This is a genomic window from Streptomyces sp. NBC_00386, assembly GCF_036063235.1.
Lineage (GTDB): Bacteria > Actinomycetota > Actinomycetes > Streptomycetales > Streptomycetaceae > Streptomyces.
The window spans coordinates 761,247-777,804 of record NZ_CP107950.1; the positions used below are offsets into that span (position 1 = coordinate 761,247).

At 69.5% G+C, this 16,558-nt stretch carries 15 protein-coding genes and 4 pseudogenes; 10 read left to right on the top strand and 9 right to left on the bottom strand.

Features of this window, described 5'->3' with window-relative positions; genetic code table 11:
• Positions 1-20: 20 nt before the first annotated feature.
• Positions 21-1,229, bottom strand: coding sequence for an NAD(P)/FAD-dependent oxidoreductase (locus OG780_RS03095; RefSeq protein WP_328444395.1), 1,209 nt, complete (start codon positions 1,227-1,229; stop codon positions 21-23).
• Between the two features lie 5 nt (positions 1,230-1,234).
• Positions 1,235-1,423 (bottom strand): ferredoxin, encoded by a 189-nt coding sequence (locus OG780_RS03100; protein ID WP_326783586.1) that lies wholly within the window; start codon positions 1,421-1,423, stop codon positions 1,235-1,237.
• Positions 1,424-1,975: 552 nt separating this feature from the next.
• On the opposite strand from OG780_RS03100, the gene OG780_RS03105 reads away from it, so the two are divergent.
• Both OG780_RS03105 and OG780_RS03110 read left to right on the top strand, forming a co-directional pair.
• Positions 1,976-3,331, top strand: coding sequence for a glutamine synthetase family protein (locus OG780_RS03105; RefSeq protein ID WP_328444404.1), 1,356 nt, complete (start codon positions 1,976-1,978; stop codon positions 3,329-3,331).
• A 30-nt stretch (positions 3,332-3,361) separates the two neighbouring features.
• Positions 3,362-4,678, top strand: coding sequence for a cytochrome P450 (locus OG780_RS03110; protein WP_328444406.1), 1,317 nt, complete (start codon positions 3,362-3,364; stop codon positions 4,676-4,678).
• 96 nt (positions 4,679-4,774) lie between these two features.
• On the opposite strand, the gene OG780_RS03115 is transcribed toward OG780_RS03110, so the two are convergent.
• Together OG780_RS03115 and OG780_RS03120 are read right to left on the bottom strand one after the other, a co-directional pair.
• Complete coding sequence (locus OG780_RS03115; RefSeq protein ID WP_328444408.1) at positions 4,775-6,235, bottom strand: RNA-guided endonuclease InsQ/TnpB family protein; 1,461 nt, start codon at positions 6,233-6,235, stop codon at positions 4,775-4,777.
• 247 nt (positions 6,236-6,482) lie between these two features.
• Positions 6,483-7,082 (bottom strand): annotated as a pseudogene (locus tag OG780_RS03120) (GNAT family N-acetyltransferase); the annotation flags it as partial.
• 137 nt (positions 7,083-7,219) lie between these two features.
• Between OG780_RS03120 and OG780_RS03125 the strand changes: the two are divergent.
• Positions 7,220-7,945 carry a siderophore-interacting protein gene (locus OG780_RS03125; protein ID WP_328444410.1) on the top strand — a complete coding sequence of 242 codons (726 nt, stop codon included), beginning with the start codon at positions 7,220-7,222 and terminating at the stop codon, positions 7,943-7,945.
• Between the two features lie 194 nt (positions 7,946-8,139).
• Complete coding sequence (locus tag OG780_RS03130) at positions 8,140-8,751, top strand: DUF6197 family protein (RefSeq protein WP_328444412.1); 612 nt, start codon at positions 8,140-8,142, stop codon at positions 8,749-8,751.
• 105 nt (positions 8,752-8,856) lie between these two features.
• On the opposite strand, the gene OG780_RS03135 is transcribed toward OG780_RS03130, so the two are convergent.
• On the bottom strand, positions 8,857-9,702 hold the full coding sequence (locus OG780_RS03135; RefSeq protein ID WP_328444415.1) for an NAD(P)H-binding protein: 846 nt from the start codon (positions 9,700-9,702) through the stop codon (positions 8,857-8,859).
• Positions 9,703-9,848: 146 nt separating this feature from the next.
• On the opposite strand from OG780_RS03135, the gene OG780_RS03140 reads away from it, so the two are divergent.
• The 3 genes and pseudogenes from OG780_RS03140 (at position 9,849) to OG780_RS44540 (ending at position 11,161) form a co-directional block, all read left to right on the top strand.
• The gene (locus OG780_RS03140) at positions 9,849-10,241 is read left to right on the top strand and encodes a winged helix-turn-helix transcriptional regulator (RefSeq protein WP_328444417.1); all 393 of its coding nucleotides are present in this window, start codon (positions 9,849-9,851) and stop codon (positions 10,239-10,241) included.
• A 45-nt stretch (positions 10,242-10,286) separates the two neighbouring features.
• Positions 10,287-10,955, top strand: a pseudogene (locus OG780_RS03145) (IS5 family transposase); the annotation flags it as partial.
• On the top strand, positions 10,943-11,161 hold the full coding sequence (locus OG780_RS44540) for a hypothetical protein (protein ID WP_443062294.1): 219 nt from the start codon (positions 10,943-10,945) through the stop codon (positions 11,159-11,161). The pseudogene OG780_RS03145 and the gene OG780_RS44540, both read left to right, overlap by 13 nt.
• Before the next feature lie 13 nt (positions 11,162-11,174).
• On the opposite strand, the gene OG780_RS03150 is transcribed toward OG780_RS44540, so the two are convergent.
• Together OG780_RS03150 and OG780_RS03155 are read right to left on the bottom strand one after the other, a co-directional pair.
• Positions 11,175-11,606: a hypothetical protein gene (locus OG780_RS03150; protein WP_328444421.1), complete on the bottom strand. Its 432-nt coding sequence runs from the start codon at positions 11,604-11,606 to the stop codon at positions 11,175-11,177.
• 118 nt (positions 11,607-11,724) lie between these two features.
• Positions 11,725-12,201 (bottom strand): MarR family winged helix-turn-helix transcriptional regulator, encoded by a 477-nt coding sequence (locus OG780_RS03155; protein ID WP_443062295.1) that lies wholly within the window; start codon positions 12,199-12,201, stop codon positions 11,725-11,727.
• 155 nt (positions 12,202-12,356) lie between these two features.
• Between OG780_RS03155 and OG780_RS03160 the strand changes: the two genes are divergently transcribed.
• The 3 genes and pseudogenes from OG780_RS03160 (at position 12,357) to cpt (ending at position 14,707) form a co-directional block, all read left to right on the top strand.
• Positions 12,357-13,859: an MFS transporter gene (locus OG780_RS03160; RefSeq protein WP_443062093.1), complete on the top strand. Its 1,503-nt coding sequence runs from the start codon at positions 12,357-12,359 to the stop codon at positions 13,857-13,859.
• 4 nt (positions 13,860-13,863) lie between these two features.
• Positions 13,864-14,295: pseudogene (locus OG780_RS03165) on the top strand (LexA family protein); the annotation flags it as partial.
• Complete coding sequence (gene cpt, locus OG780_RS03170) at positions 14,177-14,707, top strand: chloramphenicol phosphotransferase CPT (protein WP_328457851.1); 531 nt, start codon at positions 14,177-14,179, stop codon at positions 14,705-14,707. The pseudogene OG780_RS03165 and the gene cpt, both read left to right, overlap by 119 nt.
• Here the strand turns inward: cpt and OG780_RS03175 are convergent.
• Positions 14,700-15,874: pseudogene (locus OG780_RS03175) on the bottom strand (IS630 family transposase). The gene cpt and the pseudogene OG780_RS03175 sit on opposite strands and share 8 nt — an antisense overlap.
• Before the next feature lie 321 nt (positions 15,875-16,195).
• Entirely contained in the window at positions 16,196-16,519 is a 324-nt protein-coding gene (locus tag OG780_RS03180; protein WP_328444425.1) for a hypothetical protein, read from the bottom strand.
• Between the last annotated feature and the right edge of the window lie 39 nt (positions 16,520-16,558).

Genomic DNA, 16,558 nt, shown 5'->3' on the forward strand with positions numbered 1-16,558 from the left:
CGGGGATTCCTAACGCTTCGTTACGCGGTGAGGGCAGGCTGCTTCAGCAGCTGGGCGCGGTAGCGGGCCGCGCGCATCGCGGCGGACTGGCCGCCGAGCGCCACGACGCCGACCAGCAGGTCGCCGGTGTGGTAGCCGACCACGACGTCGCCGTCCGGGTCGCCTTCGAGGATCCGCACGTCGTCCTTGCCGAGCAGCGGCGATCCGAAGGACTGGAGCCGGAACTCGTGCTGGTCGCTCCAGAACGTGGGCAGCGGCGCGAAGGGGCCCAACTCGGCTTCCGCGCCGTCGAGATGGGCGGCGAGGACCTTCGCGGCGTGCTTGGCGGTGTCCGTCGGGATGGACCAGTGCTCGACACGGCGGGGTACGCCGTCGTAGCGGGCGTTGGGGAAGCGTGCGACGTCGCCGACCGCGACGACCTCGGGGCGTCCGCCGACCCGCAGGTACTCGTCCGTGAGGACTCCGTCGGACAGGTCGAGTCCGTTGCCGTCCAGCCACTCGGTGTTGGCGACCGAGCCGACCGACTCCACGACCACGTCGGCCGCGAGGACCGTTCCGTCGCCGAGGACGACTCCGGTGACCCGCTGGTCGCCCTGGAACCCGGCGACACCGGTGCCGAGCGCGAAGCGCACTCCGCGCTCCTCGTGCCGCTTGAGCAACGCACCGCCCAGCAGGTCGCCGAGCGGACCGGCCATGGGCAGCGGCAGCGGGTCGACGACCGTGACCTGTGCCGCGCCGAGTCCTACGGCGGTGGCGGCGACCTCGCAGCCGATGAAACCGGCACCGACGACCACCACCCGTGCTCCGGGCTTGATCAGCGCGTCGCGCAGGATCTGGGCATCGGCGAGGGTGCGGACCGTGTGGCGCCCCACGAGCGGGCCGGGGCAGCGCAGCCGGCGGGGGCGCATTCCGGTGGCGACGACCAGTCCGTCGTACGAAAGCCGCTCGCCGTCGGCGAGTTCGACCACGCGTTCGTCGAGGCGGGCCGTCGCGATCCGCGTTCCGAGCCGCCATTCGACATCGGCGGCGGCCGCCTTCGGGGTGAAGGCGAGGGACTCGAACGAGGCCTTGCCCGCGAGGACTTCCTTGGACAGCGGAGGCCTGTTGTAGGGCATGTGCGGCTCGTCGCCGACGACGGTGACCTCGCCGGTCCAGCCCGCCGCGCGCAGTTGTTCGGCGGCGCGCAGGCCGCCCATGGAGGCGCCCGCGACGACTACGCGTGCGGTCATCGGGATCAGCCCTCGATCCGGATGGCCTGGAGCGGGCACACGTCGGCGGCTTCCTCGACCTCGTCGCGCAGCGCCTCGTCCACGTCGGAGACGTAGGCGAGGTGGCCGTCGTCGTCCATCGAGAAGACGTCGGGGGCCGCGAAGACGCACTGGCCGTGGTCCTGGCACTTGATCATGTCGACGACGACCTTCATGGCCGGTCCTCCTGTGGATACGGGCGTCGGAGCAGGGAGGGAAGGGGAAGTGAGGGGCCCGACCGATGTCGGACCGGGCCCCTCGGCCAAAGGGACACGAAGCCGCGTCCCTGACTCGTTTGGCTTCAAACAACATAGGAAGCCGTTCGACCCTGGTCAATACCTGTCCAGGTGGATAAATTCTTACCGCCACCCTCTTGCGGGACCGCGACCCGCCTCATACCGTTCGGACTCAAACGACCGACTCGGGGTTCGCCCTGAGGGTGTCGTTCGGAGCAGTTCGGATCAGGCCGCGGGGTCTGGTGCCCGGGGTGCCTCCCACGCCTTCCGGCCTGTGGGAACGCATCTCCAAGGCGCATCCTCATCCGCCTACGGGACGTACTCGGACGGGGCCGCGACGCCACGAGGTGCCGCCGCCCCGGGCGCCGCGGAGCCGGACTGTTCCGAGCGGCACCCCCGCCTCCCCCGCACCCCGGCTCCCGTTCTCTGCACACCACGCGTCCCCGGCCTCAGGCCGCCCGGACACCCCACCCTTCCGCCAAGGAGACAACGGTGAGCGCATCCGACACCCCAGACATCCGCCGGCACATGGAGCGGCTCGCCGCCGAGGGCGTCGACGTGGTCAGGGTCGTCTATCCCGACCTGATCGGCACCGACCGCGCCCGTGACGTCCTGCTCGACCACCTGCCCTCGGCCTGCGAGCACGGACTGGCCTTCTGCCGCGCCGTCTACCACACCACGCCCCAGGGCGACGTCGTCCCCGTCGCGGGCGGCCTGGACGCCGGCCTGCCCGACGTGTCCGTACGCCCCGACCTGTCCACGGCGGCCGTACTGCCGTGGGAGCCCGGGGTCGCGACCTGCCTCGGCGAGGTCACCGACCCGGCGACCGGGGCCCCCGCCCCGGAATCACCGCGCGACCTGCTGCGGACCGTCCTGGCCCGGTGCGCCGAACAGGGTCTGCGCCCTGTCGTCGGCCCCGAGCTGGAGTACTTCCTGCTGGAGCCCGCCCCCGGCACCCCCACCGGCTGGCGCCGCTCCCCCGAGGCCACCGGAGCCGTCTACACCGCCGGACTGCGCGCCGACCCGGGCAACCATCTGCTGCGCACCCTGCGCCGGCTGCGCGACCTGGGCCTCGGCGTCGTCACCGGCAACCACGAGTTCGACGGCGGCCAGTACGAGATCAACCTGACCCACTCGGCAGCCCTGGACGCGGCCGACCGCGCCTTCCGCTTCAAGGCCGCCGTCAAGGAGCTCGCCCGCCAGGAGGGCAACCTCGCCACCTTCATGGCAAAGCCCTTCGGCGACGCCGGCGGCTCCGGCTTCCACCTCCACCTGTCCTGCGACGACGCCGAGGGCCGCAACGCCTTCGACGACCCGTCGGGCGCGTACGGGCTCTCGGCCACGGCCCGCCACGCCATCGCGGGCATCCTCGCCCACGCCCCCGCGCTCGCGGCGCTCGCCAACCCGACCGTGAACTCGTACAAGCGCTTCGGACCCGACACCCTCGCGCCCTGGCTGATCGACTGGGGGCTCGACAACCGCAGCGCCATGGTGCGCATCCCGCCCGAGCGCGGCTCGGGCGCCCGCCTGGAACTGCGGCTCGGCGACGCCAGCGCCAACCCCTACCTGCTGATCGCCGGGACCATCGCCGCCGCGCTCCTCGGCGTCCTGGCGGGCGAGGAGCCGGAGGCGCCCCTGGAGGGCTACGGCTACGACACCGCGCGCTCCGCCCTGCTGCCCACGAGCCTGGCCGCCGCGCTGGACGCGCTGGAGGCGGACACCGCCCTGACCGACATCCTCGGCAAGGACTTCACCTCGTCCTTCCTCACCTACAAGCGGGACGAGGTCGAGCGCTTCGGGCGGCACGTCACCGACTGGGAGTTCACCGAGTACGCCTACCACCTGTAAACCCTCGAAGCCCGGCCCAGGAGAACCACCATGACCAGCCCGACCGTTCCCGCCACGCCCACCACCCAGGCCGAACTTCGCGCCGCCCTCGCCGAGCCCCTGCCGCTCGAGGAAGTCGACCTCGCGAACCTCGACAACTTCGCCGACGGCATCAAGCCATGGCGCATGTTCCACACCCTGCGCCACGAGGACCCGGTGCACTGGCAGCCCGAGGAGGCACCCAACTCCGGCTTCTGGGCGGTCACCCGGCACGCGGACATCGCCACCGTGGACCGCGACGCGGAGACCTTCACCTCCTCGAGGTTCGTCAACCTCGAAGAGGTCGACGACGACCAGATCAAGAAGCGGGCGTCCATCCTGGAGCTGGACGGTGTCCGCCACCGCGCGATGCGCAGCGTCATCCAGCGCCAGTTCGGCGCGAGCGTCATCAACAGCTACAGCGACTTCCTGCGCGGCCTGACGGCGCAGACCCTGGACGCCGCCCTGGCCAAGGGCACCTTCGACTTCGTCGCCGACGTCTCCGCCGACTTCCCCATCAACGTCCTCGCCCGCCTCCTCGACGTGCCGCCGGAGGACAACCAGCAGCTCATCGACTGGGGCAACCGCATCATCGGCAACACCGACCCCGACTACGCGGACGTGCTGCTGCACAGCGCGGAGAGCGACAAGTACCGCGACCTGCCGTTCCGTTCGCCCGCCTCCCTCGAAGTCTTCGAGTACGGGCGCGAACTGGCCCGGCAACGCCGCGGCGGCAACGGTACGGACCTGGTCTCCAAGCTGGTCAACACCGTTCCGCGCGACGGGATCCCGCTGTCCGCGCAGGACTTCGACAACTACTTCCTGCTTCTGGTCGTCGCCGGCAACGAGACCACCCGCCACACCATCTCGCACTCGATGCTGGCGCTCCTCCAGCACCCCGAGCAGCTGGCCCGCCTCAAGGACGACCCGTCCCTCATCCCGGGCGCGGTCGAGGAGTTCCTGCGCTGGGCCTCCCCCGTCTACCACTTCCGCCGCACCGCCACCCGCGACGTCGAGCTCGGCGGCAAACGGGTCAAGGAGGGCGACAAGGTGGTGATGTGGTTCGCCTCCGGCAACCGTGACGAGGAGGTCTTCGGCAACCCGTACGACTTCGACGTCACGCGCACGAACAACGATCACATCACCTTCGGCAAGGGCAGCCCGCACCTGTGCCTGGGCAACCTGCTCGCCCGCACCGAGATCCGCATCATGTTCGAGGAGCTGATCCCGAGGATCGCCGACATCAAGCTGGCCGGCGACGCGCCCCGCGTCCTGTCCAACTTCGTCAACGGCATCAAGAAGCTGCCGGTCGAGGTCACGCTCGCCTGACGGAAGTGGCCCGCGGACGCACTCCGCGACACGCGCGACACGGCTGTCCCTCGCCCCGCCGGGCGGGGGACAGCCACCGGAGGCCCGAACTCGTCGTCATTGACATCCTCCCCCTCTTAAAAGAGTGGGGATTCCAACCCGGCTGGGTTGAGGTTCACGGACGCTCGACCGCTGTTCGGGCGGTGTCGTCCCTCCGGCACCGGCTGCTCGCCGGGAGCGGGGAATCCCGCCCTGTCCTGCCGCGACGTTGACTGCTGCGTTGATGTCCGCGTTGCAGGTAAAACCGCAAAAGGAGCAGACGAACTCGGCTTGGCTCTTGCGCGAGTTCTTGTCGATCCAACCGCAGGCACTGCAGCGCAGACTGGTGTAGGGGGCGGGGACGTCCTCGACCCGGCCCGGGGCCTTGTGCCCGGTGCGCCGGCGCAGCAGGCCCCAGCCCTGAGCAAGGATCGCCCGGTTCAGCCCGGCCTTCTGCCTGACCTGCTTGCCGGGCCGCTCGGTACTTCCCCTGGCCGAGCGGGTCATGTTCTTGATGTTCAGCTTCTCGAACCGCACCAGACCGTAGGTGCGGGCCAGCATCGTCGAGGTCTTCTCGCACCAGTCCTTGCGCCGGTCGGCCTCACGCGCTTTGAGCCTGGCCGCCTTGGCGTACTCGGCACTCTTGTGCTCGCTTGCCTTCGGGGCGCGAGCGGCACGCCGCTGGTGTTTACGGACCTGCGCGCGTTCCTTCACCGTGAGCTGCGGACAGTTCAACTTCCGCCCATCCGAGAGGGCCGCCGTGATGTTCACGCCCCGGTCGATACCGATGACCCCTCCGGTGCCGGGCGCTTCGACCGGTGCGGGAATGGCTGCGAAGGCGATGTGCCACCGGCCGCTGCGGTAGGTAATGCGGAACGTCTTCGCCTTCGGCAGTTCAGAGCCCTTGCCGTTGCGGCTGAGCCGGAAGCGGACCCAGCCGCAGCCGGGCACCTTGACCCGAGCCCACCGGCGGTTCAGTTTCTGTACGACGACCGAGCGGGCCATAACCTGCCTGCCGGTCTTCGCGTTCAGCTTCGACGAGCCGTCCTCGGTCAACTCCGGGACCCGGTCGGTGCCGATGACACGAAAGCCCTCATACACGAACTTCTTGCGCCAGGTCGGCTCACCGAACCCGGACGTGAAGCGGGCGTTCTTCGCCGTAGCGAAGTCCTTCAGCGCCTGCTGCTGCACGTCCGCGTTCCCCATGCCGAGCCACTCGTTGGCACGCCGGACCTCGGTGAGCTGACGACACTGCTCGGCAAAACCGGGCGCCGACCTACGCCACCTGCGCCAATGCGCATGCTGCTCGACCGCCAGGTTCCACACGTACCGGGCATGCGCACAGTGCAGCAACATCTGCCGCTCCTGCGCGCACGTGGGGTACATACGGAACTTCGCCACGCCGTCACTGTAACGGCGCAATAACGCCATAACAGCGGAATTCTCACATTCACGCTTCGTATCCCTAAAGAACCCCACACCCGGCCCACCGCTCAACCGGCCGCCGACCGGCCGCCCCTCAACGCCGAGATCCTGCACCCGCTCGAGATCGCCCTCGACACCGTCAAAGCGACGACGAATCGCCCTGACGGCGATTCCTCTGCCCCTGCCCTGCTCCGCAGGGGCTCGCATTCACCCCCGGCCCGAAGACCGGGGCACCCTGCAAGGAAACGAGGTGGACGGTCTCCAGGTGGAGCCCGCCGAAGCCACCGCCGGGCGGAGGGCCCGACAAGGAGGCACTCGCCGTGGCGTCCGCCGGACCTGTCTGTTCCACCACCCCGTCCGGGAACACCGTCTCCCGGGCGAGGAAGGCGAGTTGGGCACGCTTCTCGGGGAGGTGGACGTCGGGAAGGTCGACCTCCGGCAGAACGACCACCGGGCCCGGGATGAAGCCCTGCCGGCGGAAGCGGGCGATGGCCCTCTCGTTGCGTACGTCGGGGTCGACCACGACGCGGTCGCGGTCCAGGCCCAGCAGGACGTACGACGCCGCCGCGCTCAGCAGCGCCGTGGTCCAGCCGGGACGCCCGCCGCCGGGTCCGGCTGGCGCCATCAGCAGGTGGACGCCGATGTCACCGGGTTCGACCGGGTAGCACGCGCCGACCCGATCGGCCGCCGGCTCGTACGTCTGCAGCAGCGCTACCGGCTCGCCGTCCTTCACGAGCAGGTGGGCGCGGTGGGTGTCGAGCGTTTCCATGTGGGCGTATATCGCGATGACCTGATCCTCGGCCAGGTCTCTCATGCCCCAGAAGTCCGCCCTGTCCGCGTTCACCCAGCCGTGGATCACCGGGCCGTCGAGCCGCGCGTCCAGGGGCAGGACACGGACGGCGCCGTAGCCGTCGACGAACTGCTCGTACAGGGCCTCGCGCGTGGCGTATGTGTCGGACATCGGTCTCCCTCGTTCAGCCGGTACCAGTTGCGACCCGGCGGTTTCCTGTGACCCTCCTGTGCGCCACCCCGGTCATATTAGGTTAGGCTCGCCTAACTAAATGCCAGGGTGAAGTCGTACCGAAAGGTGAGGAAGCAATGGGGCAGGCACAGGGGCGGGGTTGGGAAGGCGCGGTTCTCAAACTGCTGCGTGCGAAGGACTACGTGTTCACCGTGACGGGCTCGGAGGACGTCACCGCGGAGTACCGCCGGCTGCACTTCACCGACGGAGGCATGCTGGCGGTGACCGGCGCCCACCCGACGATGTGGGTGCGGCTGTGGTTCGACAACGCGGGCCGGCTCCACCAGCGGGCGTACACCCTGGTCGACCCGGATCCGGCGGCCGGCACCTTCAGCCTGGAGTTCGCCCTGCACGAGGGGTGCGCGAGCGACTGGGCCAGGGCGGCGCAGCCCGGGGACACCGTCGAGGCGACGGTCCAGGGCACCGGCTTCGAGCACCCCGAACCCGCGCCCTCACACGTCATCGCCGTGGCCGACCCCGCTTCCCTGCCCGCCCTCAACTCCCTGCTCACAGCGCTGGGCCCGGTCCCCGCGACGATCTGGTTCGAGGGCAGCCTGGAGGGCCTGCCCTACCGGGCCGCCACGCACCACGACGTACGGCAGGTGGCGCGCCGGGACGCCGGGCGCGGGCTGGTCGACGAGGTGAAGGCGGCCCTTCCCGAGCTGCTGAAGGACAGCCCCCGGCCGTATGTGTGGATCGCGTGCGACACGGCGACCACACGCGCGCTGTCGGCACATGTCCGCAAGGAGTTGTCGGTGCCCAAGCAGCGGGTCAGCGCGCTCGGGTACTGGCGGGCGAGCTGAGCGCACACGCCTGACCAGGCACAGCGGGTACGGCAGGTACGGCAACCGGGTCCGCTGTCCGTACAGCCGCCCGGCCGCGACCTGACCGAGCCGTGGGCCGCCCGGCCACCCGCTCCGCTGTCCTGGCGCGCCCCGCGCCCGGTACCGCCCGTTCGGCGGCGCTGAACTCGGGGCGTGCCAGGAATCCATCTTTCATGCAGTCCCCCACGCGCACCGTCGCCGCCGAACAAACCGCCGCATCCGGACCCGTCGGCATCGCCCCGCCCGTCGCCGCGCAGCCCGTGCCCGAGCGGCAGCCCGGCGACGGTCTGGAGGCCCGCCTGGCCGCGGTCAAAACGGAGATGGACGCCCGTCTCGCACAGGCGGCCGTCGCCTACGAGGTCAACACCGCGCACATCGAGACGACCCCGGTCGACTGGTCCCGGATCGGAGCCCCATCGGCTCCCACCGCACCCCTCCCGACCTCTCCTGTCCCCAGCGCTCCCCCGGGTCTCGCCCCGCACGCCACCCCCGTCGCGGGCCTCCTGCACCGCGCTTCGCTGCGGCTGCGGACGGACGGCTGGTGCGCGGGAGCTCTGACCGACGACGACGGTCGCCTGTGTTCGCTGGGCGCGATCCTCAGGGAGTCGGGCGGTGACCGCCATGTCGAGGCACAGGCCATGGCCGTGCTGCTGGAGGCGATCCGCAGACAGTTCGGCCCGCACGTGGAGTCCGTGCCGTCCTTCAACGACGCCTGGGGCAACGGCCGCGAGCCGACCCGCATGCTGGAGCAGGCCGCGATCCTGGCCGACGCACGCGGCCTCTGAAGCGCGGACCGACCCGGCGAGGCAGAGCCGCGGTCGCCGTCAGCGAGGGCCGGGGCTGCCCCGAAGCCCTCGGTCATGCCCGAAGCGCAGCCGGCCTCAGCGCTCTCACCGGAAAGCGGCGATGTGGCGGCGAGCCCAGTCGGCGAAGGCGCCCGGTGCGCGGCCGAGGATCCGCTCGACGTCGGGGCTGATGCGCAGTTCGGCCGGGGTGGGCTCACCGAGGATGGCCAGCGTGGTCTCGACCACGGGCTCGGGCATGAACCGGAGCATCTGCGCGCGGGCCTCGTCGCGGGACAGTTCGATGAACCGGACGGGTTCGCCGAGCGCGTCGGCGATCGCCTCGGCCTGCCGGCGGGGAGTGTTGAGAGCGGGCCCGGTCAGTTCGTAGATCCGTCCGGCGTGGCCGTCCTCGCGCAGGGTGACGGCGGCGACCTCGGCGATGTCGTCCGGGTCGACCGTCGGCAGGCCGATGTCGGCGAACGGAGCCGCGACGGCCCTTTGGGCGCGGACCGACTCGGCCCACGCGTACGCGTTGGAGTCGAAGCCTCCGGGCCGCAGGATCGTCCAGGCCAATCCTGATTCCCGGACGGCGTCCTCGATGGAGCGCCCCGTCTCCCCGTGCGAGGCCGACCCGGGTCGGGTCGCGACTCCCTGGGAGGACAGCAGGACGACTCGCCCGACCCCGCCGGCCTTGGCCACGTCGAGGATGTCCCGTGGGCTCAGCAGGTGCGCGCCGGGCCCCCCGTTCTGCAGGAAGAGCGCGTCGGCTCCGTCGAACACGGACCGCAGGCTCTCAGGATCGGCCAGGTCGGCCCGCGCGTACCCGACGCCCTCCGGCACGTCCGCGTCCGAGATCCCCCGGGATGTCGCGGTCACCCGCACACCGGTTGCCGCGAGGGCCTGGACGAGCGATCGGCCGACGTTGCCGGTTGCCCCCGTCACTACGAGCATGAACAACTCCCGTGTCGATTCAGCATGGTTGTCGCGCCCGAGTGGGCGGGACCGTCGCGGAGAGCTGTTCTCCGGGCGACACGGGGACGCTAACACCGTGGATATAGTAGGTACCTAGAGGAAAGTGACTATCCCTAAGGGTGCTCATGGCAGGCAACACGGACTGGGTGGCAGCCGATGCGGCCGACCCTCAACTCGCCTGTCCGACCAGTGCGGTTGTGGACATCGTGTTCAGCCGGTGGACCACACCGATCCTGTGGACGCTCAACTCGCACGGCCGACTGCGTTTCGTCGAGCTGGAACGACGGATCGGCACGATCACGCCGAAGGTGCTGACCCAGCGGCTGCGGCAGCTGGAACGCGACGGCATGGTCGTCCGTACGTACCACCCGGAAGTTCCTCCTCGGGTCGAGTACGACATCACCGAGCTGGGCCGCAGCCTGGCCCCGCTCTTCGCCCAGCTCGCCGGATGGGCCGCCGCCAACCTGGACAAGGTCGAACAGGCCCGGAACGACTACGACACCGACCCAGCCCGCTAGGCCGTGTTTCGAAAGTGGATCTTGAGCGTTGGATGATCACGGTTCATGGGGCGGGGAGATCTCACGGATGAACAGTGGGCGGTGCTGGAGCCGTTGTTGCCGAAGGGAACGAAGACAGGGCGGCCGCCCGTCTGGCCTCGGCGGCGGCTGATCGACGGCATACGTTTCCGGGTTCGTACCGGTGTTCCGTGGCGGGACGTGCCCGTCGAGTACGGACCGTGGGGCCGGATCTATGACTTGTTCCGCCGGTGGCAGCGGGATGGCATCTGGCACAGGATCCTCACGCGGCTTCAGTCTCCGGCCGACGCGAAGGGTGCGATCACGTGGGACCTGAGCGTCGACTCCACGGTGTGCCGCGCTCATCAGCACGCGGCCGGGGCCCCCAAGCAGGGTGACCTGCAGAAGGAACCACCAGGCGGGGTCTTCGCGGAACCTGGTGATCACGCGCTTGGACGCTCGCGCGGCGGGTTCACCACCAAGCTGCACCTGGCCGTCGAGCAGGGCCAGAAGCCCATGTCGATCGTGCTCACGGCGGGGCAGCGAGGCGACTCACCGCAGTTCGAACCCGTGCTGGAGAAGGTCTGCGTGCCCCGCATCGGGCCGGGCCGGCCACGCGTCCGCCCCAACCGAGTCCGGGCGGACAGGCGTACGCCTCCCGGAAGAACCGCGTCTACCTGCGCCGCCGGGGGATCCGCTGCACCATCCCAGACAAGGCCGACCAAGCGCGCAACCGCCAGAAGCTCGGCCCACGTGGCGGCCGGCCGCCACGTTTTGACGCGGTCGACTACCGCGAGCGCCATGCGGTCGAGTGCGGGATCAACCGACTCAAGCGTCATCGGGCCGTGGCCACCCGCTACGACAAGCTCGCGGTCCGCTATGAGGCCACTGTCCTCGTAGCGGCCATCAACGAGTGGCTGTGATCAGCACGTGTCCCTAGAGCTCGTAGTCCTGGGCCAGTTCGTCCCAGCGAATGCTACGAAGAGCAAGATCAGCGTTCTCACCCGAGGGGACATCCGGGGTGGCCTGGAACCAAGCCACGACGAGAACGGAGCGGTGCAGCACTGCGTCGAGTTCAGGGTCGACCGTTGTCGAGCCGAAAACACCGACGCAAGCCACGGAAGGCAGAACCTCAACGGGGCCGAAGGCGCCGGCGGTCTGGTCCGGGTACTCGCGGGAGGGCGGAACGAGATGAACCGGCGCGAAGGAGAACGCATGCTCGGCCTGTCGCAGGAGGCCGCTGACCTTCATGTCGTTGATGCGCTGGCACGGATAGCCCTCCAGCATCCCCCCATAGGTCGTAGACATCCGCAGTTCTGTGAGCTCGATCGAACGACCGGACGAGAGGGCTATGTGGCTCAGGGACATGCCGACACCCTATGCGCGTGATCCGCTTCCGATACACGCCCTAGGTGCACAGGGCGGGACGCGGGCGAAGAGTACGAGCGGGTGAGGGGAAGCCGGCTGGGCGGCGGGAGCAAGCCGGTCAGGGAGTTCGTCCATCAGGGGTGCGAAGAGAGCGCGGTGTCACCGCGTCCTGTTCCATGAGGTGGCTGTCCATGGTGGTGTTCAGGTCGGCCATGAACGCTTCGACCTGTTCCAGGAACTGGGGCGGGTAGTGCGACATCGCGGCGTCGAGGCGGTGGGCGAGCGGGCCGAAGAACTCGTCCGCCCGTTCCTGGATGTGCCCGCCGCTGCGCAGCGTGACGATGCGCCGGTCGGAGTGCTCGCGGGCCCGCGTGATGTGCCCTGCCGCTTCGAGACGGTTCAGCAGCGCGGTGGTGGCGCCCGTGGACAGGGAGATCCGCTCGCTCAGCCGCGCCGGTGACAGGGGGGTACCGCGCTCCTCGGCGGCGGCGATCTCCAGGACTGCGGTCGCATCCGTGGAGTACAGGCCCAGCCAGGCGGCGAAGCGCCGGCTGAGCTCGGCGTAGTGGCCGCCGTAGATCCTCAGCGACTCCATCAGCCGCTCACGCTGCTCCGCGACACCGTCACGCACTGCTTCCTCCACGCCTCCACCCTTCTCTCCTGCCACGCGGTCCACGCACCTCGCTTTGACAACCTACCGTCACCACTTTACCTTCATGATGGAATTACTTTACCATGGAGGTATCTGGCGTGCGTGACCCGTTCCCCACCCCTGACGAGACGACCGAGCCCTACCGGTGGCGATGGCTGATCCTGGTGGTGATGATCGTCGCGGAGATCATGGATCTCCTGGACGCCTCGATCGTCAACGTCGCCGGACCGGACCTGGAGAAGTCCCTCGGTGCCGGTTCCGTCGGACTGCAATGGGTGATCGGCGGCTACGCCCTCACCCTGGGCGCCGGGCTCGTGCTCGGCGGCCGACTCGGCGACCGCTACGGCCGACGCCGGATGTTCCTGATCGGCCTTGCGGCTTTCACCGCGTGCTCCCTGCTGTGCGCGATCGCGCCGAACATCGAGTCGCTGATCGCCTTCCGCCTGCTGCAAGGCACCGCCGGAGCGATGCTGCTGCCCCAGGGCCTGGGCCTGCTGCGGGAGAACTTCTCCGGCCCCGAACTCACCAAGGTCTTCGCGATCTTCGGACCCGTCCTCGGTCTGGGCGGCATCATCGGCCCCGTCCTGGGCGGCTTCCTCATCGAGGGCGACTTCTTCGGCCTGGGCTGGCGGTCGGTATTCCTGATCAACCTGCCCATCGGCATCGCGGCACTGATCGTCGCCGCGAAGTTCGTGCCCAAGAAAGCGGGCGACCGCACGGTACGGGGCGACATGACCGGCGCCGCCCTGGTCGTGATCTCCTGCGCCCTGCTGGTGCTGCCGCTGAACCAGGGGCAGGAGGACGGCTGGCCACTGTGGACGTGGCTGTCCATGGCCGCCTCGGTGATCGGTTTCGCCCTCTTCGCCCTCCAGCAGCGCCGCATGGCCGCCGCGGGCCGCGAGCCGCTGGTGACCCCGGGCCTGCTGCGCAAGCCGGCCTTCACCGTCGGGCTCGGCGGCATCGCCCTGTTCTTCGGCGGGCTCATCGGCACCCAGCTCGTACTGACCCTGTTCCTCCAGATCGGCCGGCACTTCACCGCCGGTGACGCGGGACTGGGCAACCTGCCCCTCGCGGTGGGAACCGCGATCGGCGGCGCGGTCAGCGGCGCCTTCCTCGCGGACAAGATCGGCCGCAAGGTGCTGCAGATCGGACCGCTGGTCCAGCTGGCCGGCGCGGCCGTGCTGTGGTTCGAGCTCGACGGCCTCGATGCCGCCTCGTTCTCGATCTGGGACATCGTTCCCGGCGTGGCGGTGGCGGGCGCTGGCGCCGGCATGGTGATCGCCGCCCTGTTCAGCTTCATCCTGGCCGCGGTCGACGACGACGAGATCGGATCCGCCTCCGGTGTCCTGTCGGCGGTCCAGGCGGTCGGCGGTTCCATCGGCGTCGCGGTCTTCGGCTCGGTGTTCTTCGCCCAGGCCAAGACCGGTGACTTCACCGGCGGCTTCCACCGCGCGCTGATCGTCCAGGCGTGCCTGCTGGTGGTCTTCCTCGCGATCACCTTCCTGCTGCCCAAGAAGGGCCGCCCCGAAGAAGAGCAGCACGGCATCACCCCCGAGGCGACTGCCGACGGCTCCGGCACCAAGCAGCACCTCACCGTGTGAGCCGGTCCGCCGCCAGCCGGTCGCCGAGAACGGCGACATCGTCGCCGCGATGCTGGACGGCGAAGCCACGGTAAAGCGCTTCAAGCGCGAGGGCACGTGCCCGGAACTCCGGAGGATAAGGGCGAGGCATGACTGCCAGCCTTCCGTGAAGGACTGTCAGTCAGCCACCAGAACTGGAACCCAGGACCTGGGGCAGGTCAATGTCACCCGATCGTGCGGCAGACCCGACCGGGAAGGTTCACCGGGTTGTAGAAGGCGGCAGCGTTCGCGGAAATCCGTTTCGGGGGTTGCTGCAGTGCTTCTACTGTGGCGCGGTGATGACTCAGGTGATCGTTCTCAACGGTGGTTCCAGCTCGGGGAAGTCCGGGATCGTTCGGTGTCTGCAGGCAGTCCTCCCGGATCCGTGGCTGGCCTTCGGGACAGACACGCTGGTTGAGGCGATGCCGGCGTCGATGCAGGCGTCGGATGGCGGGATCGAGTTCGCTCCGGACGGAGAGGTGATCGTCGGGCCGGAGTTCCGAACGCTGGAAGCGGCATGGATCGAAGGGGTCGCCGCGATGGCCCGTGCGGGTGCCCGGGTCATCATCGATGAGGTCTTCCTCGGTGGAGCGGACTCACAGCAGCGATGGCAGAAGGCTTTGGGTGAACTGCGGGTGCTGTGGGTCGGCGTCAGGTGTGACGGTGCGGTTGCCGCAGGCCGTGAGGTCGCACGAGGCGATCGAATCACCGGGATGGCCGCGTCCCAGGCGGATGTGGTCCACCAGGGCGTGGCCTATGACCTGGAGGTGGACACCGCGCATGCCGAGTCGATGGAGTGCGCACGGATCATCGCCGTACATGTCAAGTGATCGACGGCCCGGCTGTCCGGCGTTGTGACCGCAGTGCCGGGAGAAGTCGGGCTGCGGTGGTGAGGGGGCGTCCGCCCCAGCAGATGCCCTTCTCGCTGCGGATGCGGACACGCTCGCGGCACTGGGCAGCGAGGACGTTGGGGTGGCGAGCGTTGGCGTTGCGCCAGCGCAGGTATATCGGTGCAGCTCGCGGGTCTGGACGGTGTGGTTGGGGTGGTGGGAGTCGGCAGGGGTGAACTGCCGCAGCGGCCCGAAGTGCGCCTCGATCGGGTTGGCCCAGGAGGCGTTGGTCGGGGTGAAGCACAGCTCGACCTTGTTCTTCTTCGCCCGGCGGCGGATCTTGTTGCCCATGTGGGCGGAGAGGTTGTCCAGGATGATGTAGATCGGGGCGCCGTCGGGGCGGGTGGCCCGGGTCGACTTCAGGGCCGTGAGGGTGCTGGCCGTGCCTTTGCGGCGGCGGTTGACGCCCCACAGGGTGTCGTCACCGACGGAGTAGCAGCCGTGGAAATAGGTGACACCGTGGGTGCGGTGGTAGGTCGCCAGCAGCCGGTCGGGCCGGCCGCGTTGGGCCCAGCAGGATCCTGCTGGGCCGGATGCCCAGCGGGCCGAACTCGTCCAAGGCGAATGTGCGGTCCGGGAAGTGCTCCAGGACTTGCTCAATGCGGTCGAGCTTGGCGTCGTGGGCGGGGTCGGTCGACTCCTTCCACGTCTTGGTGCACGGGAAGGTGACCCCGTGGCGGGCCAGTAGCATTCGCAGAGTCTCACGACCGATGCGGATCACCCTGCCGTGGACTTTGCGCAGATAGGCGGCGAGTTTGCGGATGGACCAGCGGGTAAAGGGCTGGTCGAGTTCGCAGGGTGGGTGGTGGCCGTCTGGATGACGAAGTCCTCGTCGTCAGGGCTGAGCAGGCGGGGACGGCCTCCCGCCCACTGAGGGCCCAGGCAGGCCAGGCCGATCTTGTTGAACAGGTGGATCACGTCGCGGACGGTGTCCTCGTCGGCCTGCACCAGCTGGGCGATCACCAGAACCCGGTTACCCCCGGCCGAGGCCAGAATCATCATCGCGCGCCGGTAGCGCACCGTACTGGTGCTGCCCCGGCGCACGATCTGCTGAAGCCTCTGCCCTTCCTGGCCGGTCAGTCTGCGGACCTTGACCGGCTCTGCCACCGCGCCTCCACGCACCAGAGTGGATGTCGGCATACATCCAACCGCGCGCAAGTCCCGCACCGCGAACGGCAACCCGGCGAACCTTCCCGGTCAGAGCACTAGCGCGTCAGCGGGAGAGCTCGACCCGGGTACGTCCTTCGCCGGCGGGTCGCGTCGGCGGACGGGTCCGGGAACGTCGACGGACGGGTCCGGGATCACAGAGCTCCCGCCCCGAAAGCCGACCTGTGCTGCCGCCCCGGACGCGCGTTCCGGGGCGGCAGCACGGCTCCAACCAGCCGACAACTTAAGGAACTTGACCGTCCAGATCCTCGGTTGACCCCGCTATGACGCCGAAGGCCCCTCGACTTCGCGCCGCCTGGTGGTCAGCGCCTTTGCCAGCACCTTGTCCCGGAACGGATTCGCGGGGCTCAGGGCCGTCGCCACCTCCACCGCCTCGTCCAGCAGGGCCATCCGCCGCTCAGGCAGGTCCCGCACCAACGGCGAGGCGCAGGCCTCCACCAGCACGTACGCCAGCTTCGACCCGTACACCTCCGGCTCGACCGGTGTCAGGGTCCGGTAGATCCACAGCCCTGCGACCCCTCGCACCACCCGCGTGTTGGCGCTCAGCAACATGACCCTCGCCCGCATAACCATGTCCTGATCCATCAATCCCCCTCGCTCCACCACTCCCGGCCCGCCCCGGCA